15 protein-coding genes are annotated in these 15,938 nt (G+C 69.0%); 8 read left to right on the plus strand and 7 right to left on the minus strand.

Features of this window, described 5'->3' with window-relative positions:
- Positions 1 to 7: 7 nt before the first annotated feature.
- From HHL11_RS27685 to acnA, 7 genes are read right to left on the minus strand one after another with little or no spacing between them, the layout of a single operon-like run.
- Entirely contained in the window at positions 8 to 592 is a 585-nt protein-coding gene (locus HHL11_RS27685) for a hydrolase (protein WP_169421830.1), read from the minus strand.
- Between the two features lie 36 nt (positions 593 to 628).
- Entirely contained in the window at positions 629 to 1,606 is a 978-nt protein-coding gene (locus HHL11_RS27690; protein WP_169421831.1) for a tripartite tricarboxylate transporter substrate binding protein, read from the minus strand.
- A 5-nt stretch (positions 1,607 to 1,611) separates the two neighbouring features.
- Positions 1,612 to 2,568, minus strand: coding sequence for a Bug family tripartite tricarboxylate transporter substrate binding protein (locus tag HHL11_RS27695; RefSeq protein ID WP_169421832.1), 957 nt, complete (start codon positions 2,566 to 2,568; stop codon positions 1,612 to 1,614).
- A complete protein-coding gene (locus tag HHL11_RS27700) occupies positions 2,565 to 3,146 on the minus strand; it encodes an SRPBCC domain-containing protein (RefSeq protein WP_169421833.1) in 582 nt (193 codons plus the stop codon). Before HHL11_RS27700 ends, HHL11_RS27695 begins: the two co-directional genes overlap by 4 nt.
- Positions 3,147 to 3,148: 2 nt before the next feature.
- On the minus strand, positions 3,149 to 4,828 hold the full coding sequence (locus HHL11_RS27705; protein WP_169421834.1) for a thiamine pyrophosphate-binding protein: 1,680 nt from the start codon (positions 4,826 to 4,828) through the stop codon (positions 3,149 to 3,151).
- Positions 4,825 to 5,805, minus strand: a complete 981-nt coding sequence (locus tag HHL11_RS27710; protein ID WP_169421835.1) for a D-2-hydroxyacid dehydrogenase family protein — start codon at positions 5,803 to 5,805, stop codon at positions 4,825 to 4,827. Before HHL11_RS27710 ends, HHL11_RS27705 begins: the two co-directional genes overlap by 4 nt.
- Positions 5,796 to 8,495, minus strand: coding sequence for an aconitate hydratase AcnA (gene acnA / locus HHL11_RS27715; protein WP_169421836.1), 2,700 nt, complete (start codon positions 8,493 to 8,495; stop codon positions 5,796 to 5,798). Before acnA ends, HHL11_RS27710 begins: the two co-directional genes overlap by 10 nt.
- 134 nt (positions 8,496 to 8,629) lie before the next feature.
- Here acnA and HHL11_RS27720 point away from each other — a divergent pair, with 134 nt between their 5' ends.
- The 8 genes from HHL11_RS27720 to HHL11_RS27755 are packed head-to-tail and all read left to right on the plus strand — an operon-like array spanning position 8,630 to position 15,932.
- Positions 8,630 to 9,346 carry a GntR family transcriptional regulator gene (locus HHL11_RS27720; RefSeq protein ID WP_169421837.1) on the plus strand — a complete coding sequence of 239 codons (717 nt, stop codon included), beginning with the start codon at positions 8,630 to 8,632 and terminating at the stop codon, positions 9,344 to 9,346.
- Positions 9,347 to 9,370: 24 nt separating this feature from the next.
- Entirely contained in the window at positions 9,371 to 10,276 is a 906-nt protein-coding gene (locus HHL11_RS27725) for an isocitrate lyase/PEP mutase family protein (protein ID WP_169421838.1), read from the plus strand.
- Between the two features lie 2 nt (positions 10,277 to 10,278).
- The gene (locus HHL11_RS27730) at positions 10,279 to 11,046 is read left to right on the plus strand and encodes an SDR family NAD(P)-dependent oxidoreductase (RefSeq protein WP_169421839.1); all 768 of its coding nucleotides are present in this window, start codon (positions 10,279 to 10,281) and stop codon (positions 11,044 to 11,046) included.
- Positions 11,047 to 11,087: 41 nt separating this feature from the next.
- Positions 11,088 to 12,542, plus strand: a complete 1,455-nt coding sequence (tcuA, locus tag HHL11_RS27735; protein ID WP_169421840.1) for an FAD-dependent tricarballylate dehydrogenase TcuA — start codon at positions 11,088 to 11,090, stop codon at positions 12,540 to 12,542.
- A 14-nt stretch (positions 12,543 to 12,556) separates the two neighbouring features.
- Complete coding sequence (locus HHL11_RS27740) at positions 12,557 to 13,525, plus strand: Bug family tripartite tricarboxylate transporter substrate binding protein (protein ID WP_169421841.1); 969 nt, start codon at positions 12,557 to 12,559, stop codon at positions 13,523 to 13,525.
- Positions 13,526 to 13,536: 11 nt separating this feature from the next.
- Positions 13,537 to 14,169: a flavin reductase family protein gene (locus tag HHL11_RS27745; protein ID WP_169422310.1), complete on the plus strand. Its 633-nt coding sequence runs from the start codon at positions 13,537 to 13,539 to the stop codon at positions 14,167 to 14,169.
- 12 nt (positions 14,170 to 14,181) lie between these two features.
- Complete coding sequence (locus HHL11_RS27750) at positions 14,182 to 15,159, plus strand: Bug family tripartite tricarboxylate transporter substrate binding protein (RefSeq protein WP_169421842.1); 978 nt, start codon at positions 14,182 to 14,184, stop codon at positions 15,157 to 15,159.
- Positions 15,160 to 15,161: 2 nt separating this feature from the next.
- Positions 15,162 to 15,932 carry an aspartate/glutamate racemase family protein gene (locus tag HHL11_RS27755; protein WP_169421843.1) on the plus strand — a complete coding sequence of 257 codons (771 nt, stop codon included), beginning with the start codon at positions 15,162 to 15,164 and terminating at the stop codon, positions 15,930 to 15,932.
- Positions 15,933 to 15,938 lie beyond the last annotated feature (6 nt).

Raw genomic sequence — 15,938 nt, forward strand, 5'->3', positions numbered from 1 at the left:
CCTGCGCTCAACCGAGCGCGGCGATCACTTCCTCGGTCGTGCGCTGGCGGCCGATGCGCGGGAAGGTGTACTTCAGCGTGTTGGCGTGCGCCTCGGCCGAGGTCGCCGTCATCGCGTCCGTCGCGAACACCTGGTCGTAGCCGCGCTCGAAGGCGTCGCGTGCGGTCGACTCGACACCCACGTTGGTGGAGATGCCGGCCAGCACGATGGTCTTGATGCCGCGGCGGCGCAGCTGCAGGTCCAGGTCGGTACCGTAGAAGGCGCCCCACTGGCGCTTCATCACGCGCAGGTCGGACGGCTGCGCGTCCAGGTCCGCGACCACCTGCGACCAGTCGGCGGGACGATTCGCCGGGGCGGGCGCGGCGGTGTCCAGCTTGGGAGCCAGCGCGTCCTTGCCGTCGGCGGAGCTGCCGACCGTGACCAGCACCACCGGCGCCTGCGCGGCGCGGAAGGCCTGGGCCAGCTTCTTCGCGTGGGCGACGACCTGGCTGCTGGGGTTGGGTTCGGTCTTCATCGCGACGATGCCGTTCTGCAGGTCGATGAGGACGAGGGCGGTGGTCTTGGGGTCCAGCTTCAGTTCAGGGGTGCTCATGGTTCTCTACTTCAGGGGGAAAAAATCGGGATGGCATCACTCGAGCTTGATGCCGCTTTGCTTGACGAAGGCCGTCCACTTCGCATTCTCCTTCTGCATCAGGGCGGCGAAGTCCTCGGGCGTCTTGCTCGTGCTGGGGTCGGCGCCCCAGGTCTTCCATTGCTCGCGCACTTCGGGCGCCTGCATCACGGTGCTGACTTCCTGGTGCAGGCGCGCCAGCACGGGCGCGGGCGTGCCGGCCGGTGCGACGACGCCGTACCAGGGGTTCACTTCGTAGCCAGGCAGCCCGCCTTCGGCGACGGCAGGAATCTGCGGCGCGGCGGCCGTGCGCTGCAGGCTCGTGACGGCGAGCGGCCGCATCTTGCCGGTGGTGGTGAGCGGCAGCGTCGTGGGCAGGCCGCCGAAAGCCAGCTGCACGCGCCCGGCCGAGACGTCGACCAATGCTTCGGTGATGCCGCGGTAAGGCACGTGCAGCATCTCGACGCCGGCCGTGTGCGCGAACAGCGCGGCGGCCAGGTGCGTCAGGCTGCCGTTGCCGGAACTGCCGTAGGAGAGCTTGCCGGGGTTCGCCTTGGCGTAGGCGATGAGTTCCGGCACGCTCTTCACCGGCAGGCTGCCGCTGACCACCAGCAGCAGCGGGAAGCTGCCGACGATGGTGACCGGCGCGAAATCCTTCAGGTTGTCCGCCGGCGTGCGGCCGCCGAAGCTGGTCGGCACGTACATCGACGAGGCGTTCACGAGCAGCGTGTAGCCGTCGGCCGGCGCGGTGGCCACGGCCTGCGCGCCGATGGTGAGGCCCGCGCCCGGCTTGTTCTCGATGACGAAGGGCTGGCCGGTGGACTGCTGCAGCTTCACGCTGAGGTAGCGCGCCAGCGTGCTCGCCGGGCCGCCGGGGCTGTAGGGCACGACGAAGCGCACGGGATGGTCCGGGTACTGCGCGCGGGCGAGCAGGGGCAGGGCGGACAGCGCGGGCGCGGCGGCGGCCGCGAGCAGGGATCTGCGCGAGAACTGCATGGGGTTCACTCCGACTCGATGTGGGCTTCCTTCACCACCTTGCCCCAGCGGGCAAGTTCGGCGGCGAGGAAGGCGTTGTAGCTTTCGGGCGTGCCGGCCATGGGCTCCACGCCACCGGCCAGCAACTGGTCCTTCAAGTCCGTCTGCGTCAGCACGCGGGTCAGCGCCGCGTGCAGCTTGTCGACGACGGGCCGCGGCGTCTTCGCCGGTGCCAGCAGTGCGTACCAGTTGCCGGCGGTGAGCGCTGGCAGGCCTTGCTCCGCCGCAGTCGGCACGTCGGGCAGCAGCGGGTTGCGCTTCTCGCTGGTGATGGCGATCGCGCGCAGCTTGCCGTCCTTCACGCGCGGGTAGAGCACCGGCAGGTCGATCGCCATCGCGTCGACCATGCCGGCCAGCAGCTCCGTCATGCCTTGCGCGACCGCCTTGTAGGGGATGTAGCGCACCTCGGCGCCGGAACTGCGCTTGAACAGCTCGAACACCACGCGGGTCGAGCCGCCGGTGCCGACGGTGGCGAAGGTCAGGCTGTCCGGCTTGGCCCTGGATGCGGCAACCAGTTCGGGCAGCGTCTTCGCCGGCACGTCCGGCTTCACGACGAACAGGATCGGCGTGGTCGCGATGGTGGAGATGCCGACGAAGCTGCTGGTCGCGTTGTAGGGCAGCTTGGGATAGGTCAGGCTGTTCAGCACCAGCGGCGTGAGGCCGGCGAGCAGCAGCGTGTAGCCGTCGGGCGCCGCCTTCGCGACGTAGTCGCTGCCGATGATGCCGTTGGCGCCGGCCTTGTTCTCCACGATCACCGGCTGGCCCAGCGCTTCGGTCAGCCTGGGCTGCAGCTGGCGCGCGAGGATGTCCCAGGCGCCGCCGGGCGCGTAGCCGACCACCAGGTGGATCGGCTTCGAAGGATAGTCCTGGGCGTGCGCGGCGCCCAGGACCGTGGCAAGCAGCAGTGCTGCCCTCAACTTCATGCCTGTCTCCTTTTGGTTCTCGTGAAGAAGCCCTTGATGACCAGCCAGAGCAGCTGTCCGGCGGACAGGGCGGCCGGGGCGGGATCGGATGGCACGACGGCGGCCGCTGCGGGGACAACTTCAGGCGCTGCACTGCTGAATTGCTCGGCAAGCTTCTTCGCGAACATCTCCATCAATGCCTGCGTCACGGCGACGCCACCCGTGCGTGCGAAGTCGGCCAGCACGCCACCGAGTTCGGCGTCGGACACCAGCGTGACGCGGCTGCCGCCCGCAGCATCAGGCGCAACCGCGTACTGCACGTGCACTTCGGCCGGTGCGGCCATGCGCATGTCCGCCGCGCCGCGCACGTCCAGCGTGCCGCGCCGCGCCGGCAGGTCGACGGCGTTGCGGATCTTGCCCTTGAAGCGGATCTTCTTGGGCCCGAAAGCCACGACCATGGAGCCGAGCCAGTTGCCTTCGGCGTCGCGGCCGTCGACGCTGGCACCCGGCATGCAGGGCACCATGCGTTCGACGTCGGCAAAGGCGGCCAATACATCCGCGGCCGCGCCGGGGACGGTGAATTCGCCTTCGAAACGCATGATCAGCGCTCCGCCGCCAGCGGCCGCAGCAGCGGTGCCTGGTTGGGCACGCCGAAATGCAGCTTGGAGTAGGGGTCGCTCACCGTGGTGGGGGAGACCTGTGCATCGACGATGAACAGGCCGCCCTTCTTCAGCCCCTGCTGGATGGCCGTGCCGACTTCGCCGACGGAGGTCGCGCGCGCGCCGTCGCCGCCGAAGGCGCGCGCGAGCGCCACGAAGTCGGCCTGCTCCCATTGGGCGTGGCTGGGGTCGAAGCCCTTCGCTTTCAGTTTGTGCACTTCGGCGCCGAAGCCGTTGTCGTTCCAGACCACGACGACCATGGACAGCTTGAAGCGCTGGATGGTGAACAGCTCCTGCAGGTTCATCAGCATGGCGCCGTCGCCTTCGATCACCACCTGCGGCCGGCCGGGATTCGCCTTCGCGATGCCGATCGCCAGCGGGATCGTCTGGCCGATGGCGCCGAACTGGTAGGAGAAACGCAGCTCCGCGCCCTCCGGCAGCGGCATGTACATGGCCGGGAAGGCCCAGAAGTGGCAGTTGCCACAGGTCACCAGGCTGTTGCGGGGCAGGGCGGCGCCGATGGCGTGCGCCAGCTGGCGCGGGTCGATGCCGTCGCTGGCCCTGGCGAATTCGTGCGGGGGCGCAGCGAGGATGGCGCGCGTGTCCTTGTCGCGAAAACCGGTCCTCGCCACCTTGCGTTCACGCAGGCGCTGCACGAGCAGGGCCACCGTCTTCTTCGCGTCGCCATGGACGTACAGGCCGGGGAAGGGCCCGATCTCCGCCTGCAGCGGATGGCTGTCGATGCGCGCCACCTCCGCTATGGGGAACAACATTCCGCCCTCGGAGGTGTAGTAGCCCAGCTCGGCGCCCACGCCCAGCACGAAGTCGGCGTCGCCCAGCAGGCGCTCGGTGGGTTCGCTGGAAAAGGCGCCGCTGATGCCGACGTCGTACTCCTCGCCGCTGAAGAAGCCCTTGGCCTGCAGCGAAGTGGCCAGCAACGCGCCGAGCTGCTCGCCCAGGGCCAGGATCTCCGGCTTCGCCTGCGCCTTCATCGCGCCGATACCGGCGACGATCACGGGCCATTCGGCGGCTTCGAGCTTCTCGATCAGCGTGTTCATCACGTCATCGGACGGCACGCCGGCTGGCAGCGGTAAATACTCAGTGGAGGGGCGGTAGTTGAAGTCCCAATCGAAGGCGCGCTCCTGCAGCGCGACGTCGATGTTCAGGACGACCGGCGTGCGCTGCACGCGCGCGATGTAGAAAGCCTCGGCCATTTCCGCCGCCAGGTTCTCCGGCGTCGTCACGTCCACGAGCCTGGCGCCGCAGGCTTCCACGAAGGGACGCGGATCCAGCCGCTGCGTGGCGTAGCGCGCGCCGCGGCGGGTCTGGCCGATGAACAGCACCAGGGCCGAGCGGTTGCGCACCGCAATGGTCAGCGAGGTCGCCACCTGCGTGAGCCCGGGCCCGTGCGTGACGGTGGCCACGCCGACCCTGCCGGTCGCGCGGTGGTAGCCATCCGCCATGGCCAGCGCCGCCTGCTCGTGGCCGGAAGACACGATGTCGACCTGGCCGTCCTTGACCAGCGTGGCCCAGAGCGACATGTTGCCGTCGCCCATCAGGCCGAACATCTGGTCGACGCCTTCGGCGATGAGGCCGGCGGCGACTGCTTCGTACACTTTCATGGCTTTGTCTCGGGAATGGTTGTTGGTTCGACCACGCGGATGGGGGTGCCGCAGAGCCAGGCCTCCAGGCATTCCACGGTGGCGGCATAGAAGGCACGCAGCGACTCCTCCACCGTGTAGCCGAGGTGCGGTGTGAGGATGGCGTTGTCGAGGCGGCGGAACGGGTGATCGGCCGGCAGCGGCTCGTGCTCGAACACGTCGAGGCCGGCACCCGCGATCAGGCGGTTTTGCAAGGCGTGCAGCAGCGCCGCTTCGTCCACGAGGCCGGCGCGCGCCGTGTTCACCAGGCAGGCGCCGGGCTTCATCAGCGCCAGCTCGCGGGCCGCGATGGTGTGGCGGCTGCGCTCGCCCAGCACCAGGTGCAGGCTCACGTAGTCGCTGCGCGCGAGCAGTTCGTCCTTGGCGGCCCAGGTCGCACCGGCGGCGGCTGCTTCTTCGGGCGTGAGGCGCGAGCTCCAGGCCAGCACCTCCATGCCGAAGGCGCGGGCGATGGGCACCATGCAGCGGCCGATGCGTCCCAGCCCGAGCAGGCCCAGGGTCTTGCCGCGCAGCACGCTGCCGGCGTGCAGCTGCCACGCGCCTTGCTTCATGCCCGCGGCAGATTGCGGAATCTTGCGTGCGAGCGACAGGATCAGGCCCCAGGCCAGCTCCGGCGTCGCATGCAGGCCCTCGCCCTTGTTGGGAGCGCGGGTGACGAGGATGCCGCGCTGGGCGGCGGCCGCCAGGTCCAGCGTGCGGTGCTCGAAGCCGGTGACCACGATCAGCTTCAGGCGCGGCAGGCGGTCGATGAGGCTCGCCGGCATGGCCATGCGTTCGCGCAGGTGGCAGACGGCGTCGAAATCGGCCAGCTCGCGCACGGCTTCTTCCTCGCCCAGGTGGCGGTCGAAGACCGTGACTTCCGCTTGCTGCTGCACGCGCGACCAGTCCGCCAGGCGCTGCGACAGCTGCAGGTAGTCGTCGAGAACGGCTATGCGCATGCGGGGGCCTTCTGCAGCAGGTCTTGCAGCACGCTTTGGGGCAACCCGCCGGCGGCTATCAGCGCGCGTTCGGCGGCGGTGCGCGTTTCGGCCTGCACCTCGAACGCGACGGTGCGGCCGTCGGCGCGCTGCGCCTGCACGCGGATGGGTGTGCCTTGCAGCACGCCTTCGCGCACGCCCTCGAAGGCGAACAGCTCCGAGCCGTCCAGCCCGAGCTGGCGCCAGCCTTCGCCCTCCTGGAAGCGCAGCGGCAGCACGCCCATGCCAATGAGGTTGGCGCGATGGATGCGCTCGTAGGATTCGGCGATGACGGCCTTCACGCCCAGCAGCGCGGAGCCTTTGGCGGCCCAGTCGCGGCTGCTGCCGGTGCCGTATTCCTTGCCGCCCAGCACGATGGTGGCCGTGCCGGCGCGGGTGTAGTCCTGCGCGGCGTCGTAGATGGTCGTGAGCTGCCTGTCCGGGAAATGCAGCGTCCAGCCGCCTTCGCGCTCGGGCACCAGCGCGTTGCGGATGCGCACGTTGGCGAAGGTGCCGCGCACCATCACCTCGAAGTTGCCGCGGCGGCCGACGTAGGTGTTGAAGTCCTTTTGCGCGACGCCGGCAGCCAGCAGGTACTGCCCGGACGGGATGTCGGCGGGGATCTCGCCGCTGGGCGAGATGTGGTCGGTGGTCAGTGAATCGCCGAAGGCGGCGAGCACGCGCGTTGCGCGCAGTGCGCCTGCCAGCTGGGTGATGCCATCGCCTTCGCCTGGCGTGCCGGCGAAGAAGGGCGGCTCGCGCAGGTATTGCGATTCCGGGTCCCAGGGATAGAGCGTGCCGGTGGCGGCGCTGCGGCACCAATCGGGGTCGACGAACTCGCTTTGCTGCGCTTGCGGCTGGTCGAAGCCGGACAGCTCGCCGGCGCGCTCGACCAGCGCCTGCAGTTCTGCCGCATCCGGCAGCAGCTCGCGCCAGAACACGTCGCGGCCCTCGGCGTCCTTCCCGATCGGATCCTGCTCGAGGTTGATGCCGATGCGGCCGGCGAGCGCATAGCCCACCACGAAGGGCGGCGCGCCGATGTAGTTGGCCCGCACGAGCTTGTGGATGCGCCCCGTGAAGTTGCGGTTGCCGGACAGGACTGCGGTGGCGACCAGTTGCCGCTGCTCGATCTCCTGCGCGATTTCGGGCGGCAGCGGACCGGACTTGCCGGCGCAGGTGGTGCAGCCGAAGCCGATCAGCTCGAAACCGAGTTGCGCGAGCGGCGCGCGCAGGCCCGCAGCTTCCAGGTAACGCACGACTGCTGGTGAGCCGGGAGCGAGCGAGGTCTTCACCCAGGACGGGACCTTCATTCCGCGGGCGACTGCATTGCGCGCCACCAGGCCCGCGGCGAACATCACCTGCGGGTTGGAGGTGTTGGTGCAGGACGTGATGGCGGCGATGACCACCGCGCCTTGCGGCAGCTTCGCCCCTGCGGGCACCGCGGCCTCCGTCGCGCCGAAGCCGCCCGATGGCATGGGCGCTTGCAGGCGCCGATCGAAGTCCGGGGCGATCGCATCCAGCGCCAAGCGGTCCTGCGGCCTTTGCGGCCCGGCCATGCTGGCCCGTGCCTCGCCGAGATCGATCTCGATCACGCGGCTGAACACCGGATCCGGGTCGCCGGCCTCGCGGAACAGGCCCACGCGGCGGCAGTAGGCCTCGACCAATTCCACCTGCGCCGGCGAGCGTCCGGTCGTGCGCAGGTAGTCCAGCGTGCGCGCATCGACGGCGAAGAAGCCGCAGGTCGCGCCGTACTCGGGCGCCATGTTCGCCAGCGTTGCGCGCTCGGGAACGCCCAGGGCGAGGGCCGCGGGGCCGAAGTATTCGACGGCGCAGTTGGCCACCTTCTCGCGCCGCAGCCTTTCAGTCACGAGCAGCGCGATGTCGGTGGTCCACACCAGCGGGGCGGGCGTGCCGACCAGCTTCACGCCCACGACTTCGGGCAGCGGGAAGGTATAGGCATGTCCGAGCAGGGCAGCCTCCGCGTCGATGCCGCCCACGCCCCAGCCCAGCACGCCGATGCCGTTGATCATCGGCGTGTGCGAGTCGCCGCCGATCACGAAATCGGGGAAGGCCCAGTCCTGCTCGGTGGCGACGACAGTCGCGATGCGCTCGAGATTGACCTGGTGGATGATGCCGCTGCCCGGCGGAAACACGCGTAGCCCGCGAAAAGCCTGCTGCGCCCAGCCGATGAAGGCATAGCGCTCCGCGTTGCGTTCGAACTCGCGGCGCATGTTCAGCTTCATCGCGTCGGCGCTGCCCCAGTTGTCCACCTGCAGCGAGTGGTCGACGACCAGGTCCACAGGTACGCGCGTGTCCACCGAGCGCGGGTCGCCGCCGGCCCGCGCGACGGCGGATCGCAGCGCCGCCAGGTCCTGCAGCACCGGCACGCCGCTGGAGTCCGGAAGGATCACGCGCGACACGTAAAGAGGCAGGTCCGCGCCCACGTTGTCCGCCGCGTGCAGCAGCAAGGCGATCTCCTCGTCGGCCACCGGCCGGCCCCGCACGCGGGAACGCAGCAGGTTTTCCAGCAGCACCCGCGTCACGTACGGCATGCGCGCCAGTTCGCCGCCGGCCGCCGCCACGAAACGCGGCAGGTCGATGGCCAGCCAGGTGCGCCCACCCGCGGAGACGGCGGTGGAGGTGGGTTGGGGAAGGGCGCGAGAAGCTGGCATGCGGCTAATGTGTTGACAGTTGAGCGGCTGAAGAAAGTCCGGCATCGGCCTTTACCTTGGGAGCGGATGATAGGAGCGCTGGAAAATTCGCGCAAGTGTTGACACTTGGATTTTTGCTGGCTACAGTCCGCCGCATGCCGACCGAACGAGAAACCGAAGCCGAGGGCAAGTCGACACCGCTTGCGGAAACCGTCCTCAGCGAACTCCTGCAACGCATCTACGACGGCCGCCTGGCCCAGGGCGTGGTCATCAACGAGGCGGCGATCGCCGAGGAATTCGGCGTCAGCCGCGGGCCGGTGCGCGAAGCCGTGCGCCGCCTGCAAGGCCTGCAGCTGATCACGCGCGAGCCCTATGTGAAGTCGCGCGTCGTCACGCTGACGCAGGACGGCGCGCAGGAATTGTTCGAGATGCGCCTTGCGCTCGAAGGCATGGCCTGCCGGCTGGCGGCCGAGCGCATGAGCGACGACGAGATCGCCGACCTGATCCGCGAGCTGGAGCAGGACCGCCAGCGCACCCTGGCGGGCAAGGCCAAGGCCAAGGGCCAGAGCGAGCCCAGGGTCTTCGACTTCCACGAGCGCATCGTGCGCGGCAGCCGCAACAGCCGGATCATCGATGCGCTCTGCGGCGACCTCTACCACCTGCTGCGCATGTACCGCCGCCAGTCCGGTGCCGTGCCCGAGCGCAAGGACCAGGCTTATGCCGAGCACTGGCAGATCGTGCGGGCCTTGCGCGCCCGCGATGGCGAGCTCGCCGAATCGTTGATGCGCTCGCACGTCGGGCGCGCGTCCGCCCACCTCTTCGACAAGCTGCCGCTCATCACCGGGACCTCCGCCGAGTCGCGCAGCGCCTGAAACCACCGCAACCAGCACCTACCGATGTCCGAAAACGCCCGCAAATACCGCGCGCTGCTGAATAGCGGCGACTTCCTTGTTTCGCCCGGGGTCTACGACGGCTACAGCGTCCGCCTCGTGGAGGCAGCGGGCTTCAAGACCGCCGCCACCAGCGGCGCCGCCGTCTCCAACACGCTGCTCGGCGAGCCCGACGCCGGCGTGATGGGCCTGAGCGAGAACGTCAACCACTGCCGCCACATCGCGCGCTCGGTCGGCATCCCCATCACGGCGGATGCGGACACGGGTTACGGCAATCCCATGAACGTGCACTACACGGTGCAGATGTTCGAGGAAGCCGGCGTTGCCGGCGTCAACATCGAGGACCAGGTCAGCCCCAAGCGCTGCGGCCACATGCCGGGCAAGGACGTGATTCCGACGGAAGAATTCCTGAAGAAGATCGAAGCCGCCTGCCTGGCCCGCCGCGACGACGCCTTCGTGATCTGCGCGCGCACGGACGCCATCGCGGTCGAAGGCATCGAAGGCGCGTGCAGGCGCGCGCGGGCCTATGCGGAAGCCGGCGCGGACATGATCTTTGCCGACGCCGTGCGCTCGGAGGATGACATTGCCGCCATCGTCGATGCCGCGCGCGTGCCCGTCACCGTCAACATGGGCTTCGGCATCCGCTCGCGCCCGACGACGCCGCTGATCCCCATCCCGCGCCTGAAGGCGCTGGGCGTGCGCCGCATCAGCCTGCCGCGCATGCTGCCGGCTGCCGCCATCTACGGCATGCGCGAAGCGCTGAAGGTGATGCAGGAAGTGGTGGCCACGGGCCAGCCCGCCGACCGGCCGGACCTGCTGGTGGGCATCGACGACATCATGGAACTCATGGGCTACGAGGCGATGCGCGAGCGCGAAGCGAAGCTGATGCGCTTCGACGTGTCGGGGAGCTGAGCATGCAGCGGCTTGCCCATCGCGTTGCCATCATCACCGGCGCGGCCGGCGGCCTGGGCCGCGCCGCGGCGAAGCGCTTCGCCCAGGAGGGCGCGACGCTTTGCCTGGCGGACCGCGTGCCGGCGGACGAGGTGCTGGAGCAGGTGAGGGCGGAGGGCGCACGCGCCATCGCCGTCGCCGCCGACGTCACCGACGCGGCCTCCGTGCAGCAGATGGTGGAGCGCACCGTCGCCGAATTCGGGACGATCGACGTGCTGGTCAACATCGCCGGCATCAGCTCGCACGGCGCCTCCGACGACATCGACCTGGAAACCTGGGAGCGCGTGCTGCGCACCAACCTCACCAGCGTCTTCCTCTGCTGCAAGGCAGTGCTGCCGGTCATGCGCGAGAAGGGCTTCGGCCGCATCGTCAGCACCAGCTCCATCCTGGGCAAGAACGGCGGCAACCCGCGCCCCTGGCTGGACCCGCTGGAGCAGAAGAAGGCCGGCAGCATCGCCTACGGCGCGTCCAAGGCCGGCATCCACGCCGTCACCTCCTACCTCGCGAAGGAGAACGCGCGCTTCGGCATCACCGTCAACTGCGTCGCCCCGGGGCCCATCGCCACGCACATGACGCGCAACTTCCCCCAGGCCTTGCGCGACCAGATCCCGCTGGGCCGCATGGGCAACCCCGAAGACGTGGCCGATGCCATGGCCTTCCTCGCGGGCGAGCAGGCTTCGTTCATCACCGGCGAGGTGGTGGACGTGAACGGCGGAGCGTGGTGCGACTGAGGTCGGCCCCGCAACCGCGAACAGAACACAGGAGACAAAGCATGCAGCAACAGCAGTACGACGTGGTCGTGATCGGGTCCGGCATCGCCGGGCTGTCCGCGGCCGTCTCGGCGCAGGAGAACGGCGCCAGGGTGTGCGTCATCGAGCGCGCGCCGGCCGAGGAAGCCGGCGGCAACACCCGCCACACCGGCGCCTACATCCGCATGAAGTCCACCGAGGAACTGTCGGACGACTTCGAGGAGCACTTCGCCGCCAACGCCGGCGGCTACCTGGAGCCCAACCTCGTGTCCGAGGCGGCGCGCGACCCGGAGAACTGGCCGCCCCTGCTGAAGGCCCTGAGCTTCGTCGACCCGAACGTCGTGTCCACGCTGGCCGAGGAAGCCACGCCGACGCTCCATTGGCTGGAAGGCCACGGCGTGCAGTTCTTCAAGCTGGACGTGCCTTTCCCGACCTCGGCGCAGCCGCGCATCGTCCCCAGCGGCGGCGGCCTCGCGCTGGTGGAAGCGCTCACCAAGTCCTTCCAGGCGAAGGGCGGCACCTTCCTGTATGAGACCGCGGCCAGCAGCCTGCTGCAGGACGACGATGGCGCGGTCGTCGGCGTGAACGCCATCGCCCGCGGCAACAAGAAGCTGCAGGTGCGCGGGGCGGCCGTGGTCGTCGCCTGCGGCGGCTTTCAGGGCAACGCCGAGATGCTGACCCGCTACCTCGGCCCCAACTCGCTGAACCTGCGCACGATGTCGGTCGGCTGCCACTACAACAAGGGCGAAGGCATCCGCATGGCCCTGGACATCGGGGCCGCGCCCTGCGGTGACTTCGGCAGCTATCACGCCTCGCCGATGGACCCGCGCTCCAAGCGCGCCGGCCCGTCCATGTACATGTATCCCTACGGCATCCTGGTGAACAAGGAAGGCCGGCGCTTCGTCGACGAGGGCCCGGGCGAGGTCGACGAAACCTATGAGCGGGTCACGCGGCGCATCTACGCGCAGGCCGGTGGCTGGGCCTGGTGCGTGCTGGATGCGAAGTTCGCCGACGTGCCGAACCAGGCCGTCGCGGTGCGCACCGAGCACCCGGCCATCGAGGCGGACAGCATCGCCCAGCTCGCGAAGAAGATCGACGTGCCGGCCGACCAGCTGGAATGCACCTTGGCCGAATACAACGCGGCCTGCGTTGAAGGCAAGTTCGACCCGAAGGGCGTCGACGGCCTCGCCACCCGCGGCGTCTACCCGGCCAAGTCCAACTGGGCGCGCCCCGTCGACAAGGGCCCGTTCAAGGCCTATCCGATCATCTCGTCGATCGTGTTCACCTTCGGCGGCCTGAAGACCGACCCGGCGGCCCGCGTGCTGAACCTGCAGGGCGACGCCATCCCCGGCCTGTATGCGGCCGGCGAAGCGCAAGGCCTCTACTACGGCAACTACACGGGCGCGACCTCGGTGCTGAAGGGCGCGGTGTTCGGGCGCATCGCCGGTCGCGATGCCGCGGCCCTGGCGAAGCAATAAAGGAGGGCGAGACCATGAAGTCCACCTTCCTGCGCACCTGCGCCGCCGCTCTCTTCGCCGTGGTTCCGCTGCTCGCCGCGGCCGACGACTTCCCCAGCAAGCCGATCAAGATGATCGTGCCCTTCTCCGCCGGCGGCTCCACGGACGTCATCGCCCGCCTGGTCGCCAAGGAGATGCAAGCCAAGCTGGGCCAGCCGGTTGTCGTCGAGAACAAGGACGGCGCCTCGGGCGCCATCGCCACCGACTTTGTGGCGAAGTCCGCGCCCGACGGCTACACCATCTGCTACTGCACCACGGGGTCCATCGCGATCCTGCCACTGATCGATGCGAAGCTGAGCTACAAGCCGGACCGCGACCTCGTCGCGGTGACGCATGCGGTGGACCAGCCCTTCGGCGTCGTCGTGCGCAGCTCGCTGGGCGTCGACAACCTGAAGGACTTCGTCGCGCTGGCCAAGGCCAACCCCGGCAAGTTCAGCTTCGGCTCGCCCGGCACCGCCACGCCCAGCCACCTGACCGGCGAGATGCTGAAGATGGCGACCGGCATGGACATCCGCCACATCCCCTATCGCGGCGACAACCCCGCGGTGGCCGACATGCTGGGCGGCCACATCGACGCCATGATGCTGTCCGGCGTCAGCGTGGCGCCGCTGGTCGAAGGCGGCAAGGTGAAGGCGCTGGCCGTGACCAGCCTCAAGCGCCTCCCCTCACTGCCCAACGTGCCGACGGTCGCGGAACTGGGCTACCCCGGCTTCCAGACCAACAACCTGCAGGCGCTGTTCGCTCCGGCGAAGACGCCCCCGGAGATCATCGCCAAGCTCAATGCGGCGGCTGTCGCCGCGCTGCATTCGCCGGAAGCCGCCGACAAGATCGCCAGCCAGGGCCTCATCATCGTCGCCGATTCGCCGGCCCATGCCGCGCAGACGATGAAGGAGGAAGCCGAGCGCTGGGCGCCGGTGGTGCACAAGCTCGACCTGAAGCGCTGAGCATGGAGCCGCTGTCCATCCGGGCCGCGTCGCTCGACGCCGAGGGCTGCTACAAGCTGCTCAGTGGCGTGGTGGTGCCGCGCCCCATCGCCTGGATCAGCACGCAATCGGAAGAAGGCGTGGTGAACCTCGCGCCCTTCAGCTGCTACACCTACGTGTGCAGCAAGCCGCCGATGGTGGGCATCAACATCGGCCGGCGCGCCGGCCAGCGCAAGGACACCAGCCGCAACATCCACCAGCGCGGCGAGTTCGTGCTGAACATCGGCGACGCGACGATGATCGAGGCGATCCATCGCAGCGCCGACGAATACGGGCCCGAGGTGAGCGAGGTGGACCTGCTGGGGCTGGAGCTCGCGCCCAGCGAGAGCATCGCCACGCCGCGCCTGGCCATGGTGCCGGCCGCCATGGAATGCCGGCTGCACAGCGTGCAGGAATTCGGCGAGACCAACGCGGAGTTCATCGTCGGCGAAGTGCTGGTCTTCCACTTCCGCCCCGGCCTCTGCGTCAACGGCAAGGTCGACACCGCCACGCTCAACCCGCTGGCCCGCCTGGGCGGACCCAACTACGCCGGCCTGGGCCCGTCGATCACGATGGCCCCGGTGTCGCGCACCCCGCAGATGGTCGTCGCCAGGGATGGCGGCTGAGAGGAGAACAACATGGATCGCAGGACTTTCCACAAGGCCCTGGGCGGCTTCGCCCTGGGCGCCGCCGCGCCGCTGGCCTTCGCCCAGGACTATCCCGTCCGGCCGATCCGGCTGGTGGTGGGCTACCCGCCCGGCGGCGCCAACGACATCATCGCCCGCCTGATGGCGCAGCACCTCAGCGAGGAACTGGGGCAGCAGGTGGTGGTCGACAACCGTGCCGGCGCCAACGGCGTGATCGGCTCGGATGCCGTGGCCAAGGCCGCACCCGACGGCTACACCTTGCTGGCAGCGGGCATGACGCCCATGGTGTTGAACCGCCTCACCTACAAGAAGCTGCCGTACAACGCGGCCAGCGACTTCGTCGGCATCAGCGAGGTGGCGAGCAGCCCCATGCTGTTCGCCGTGCGGCCTGACCTCAAGCTGCGCAGCCTCGACGACCTGGTCAAGCTGGCCAGGGACAAGCCGGGCAAGATCAACTTCGCCACCGTCGGCTCCGGCGGCTCGACCCGCGTGGTGTTCGAACTCCTGAAGCAGAGCACGGGCGTCGACCTGCGCTACGTGCCTTACAAGGGCGCCGGCGCGGCCATCACCGACATCCTGGGCGGCATCGCGGACGGCATGGCCGTCGACTTCGCGGCGCTGTACCCCTTCGTCAAGGAAGGCAAGCTCACCGCCCTCGCGATCACCAGCGACACGCGCAGCCCGCTGCTGCCGGACGTGCGCACTGTCGCGGAGCAGGGCCATCCGGAACTGACCTGCGGCAACTGGTATGCGCTGTCGGCGCCGGCGAAGACGCCGCAGCCCATCGTCGACAAGCTGCATGCCGCCGTCGCGAAGATGGTGCAGAGCCCCGAGATGAAGAAGCAGCTGCTGGCGCAGGGCTGCGAACCGAAGGCCAGCGCCTCGCCGCAGGCCTTCAACCAGTTCGCCGCCGCGGAACTCGCCCGCTGGGGCAAGGTTATCAAGACGGCCGGCATCGAGGCGGAATGAGCATGAAGATCTGGCTCCAGAGCGGCACGCCGCTCGCGCAATCCCCCATCTACAAGCCCTACTACGACTCGCTGGTGAAGCACGCGAAGCGTGTGGCGCGTGCCGACACCGTGGTGGAGTTCCCCGACCTGGGCAAGCAGTACCCGGGCGCCGCTCGCAGCCGTACGCACCTGCATTTCTTGGCGCACGAGACCATCAAGGCCGCGATCAAGGCGCAGGAAGAGGGCTACGACGTGTTCGTCACGCAGTGCCTGGACCTGGCATACGACGAGTTGCGGGAGATGGTGGACATCCCGGTCGTCTTCATGACGCAGGCGACGCTGGCTTTCTACAGCCAGCTGGCGCCCAACTTCGCCTTCCTCGTGAACAGCGAGCGCCTGCTGCATTTCTTCAACGAGATGGCCGACCGCTACAAGGTGGCCGACCGCATGGTGCCGGGCAGCTACGTCACCTTTGCGTTCACCGACTACGCGAACCTGTGGAACAGCCCGCAGCCCTTCATCGCGCAGTTCCGCGAAGTGGCGGAGCAACTGGCCGGCCGCGGCGCCACGGCCTTCATGCCGGCCGGCCTGTACCTGAGCCAGTGGCTGATCGACCAGGGCATCCGCGAAGTGAACGGCGCCATCGTCATGGACCCGCTGGCAGCGGCGATCAAGACCGCGGAAACGATGGTCGACCTGAAGCGCATCGGCGTGCAGCCTTGCCGTGCCGGCGCCTGGACGCCGCCGACGGCGGAAGTGCGCCAGTTGCTGGCCAAGGAATTCCAGGCGTAAGGAGAC

The organism is Ramlibacter agri, assembly GCF_012927085.1.
GTDB classification, from domain to species: domain Bacteria; phylum Pseudomonadota; class Gammaproteobacteria; order Burkholderiales; family Burkholderiaceae_C; genus Ramlibacter; species Ramlibacter agri.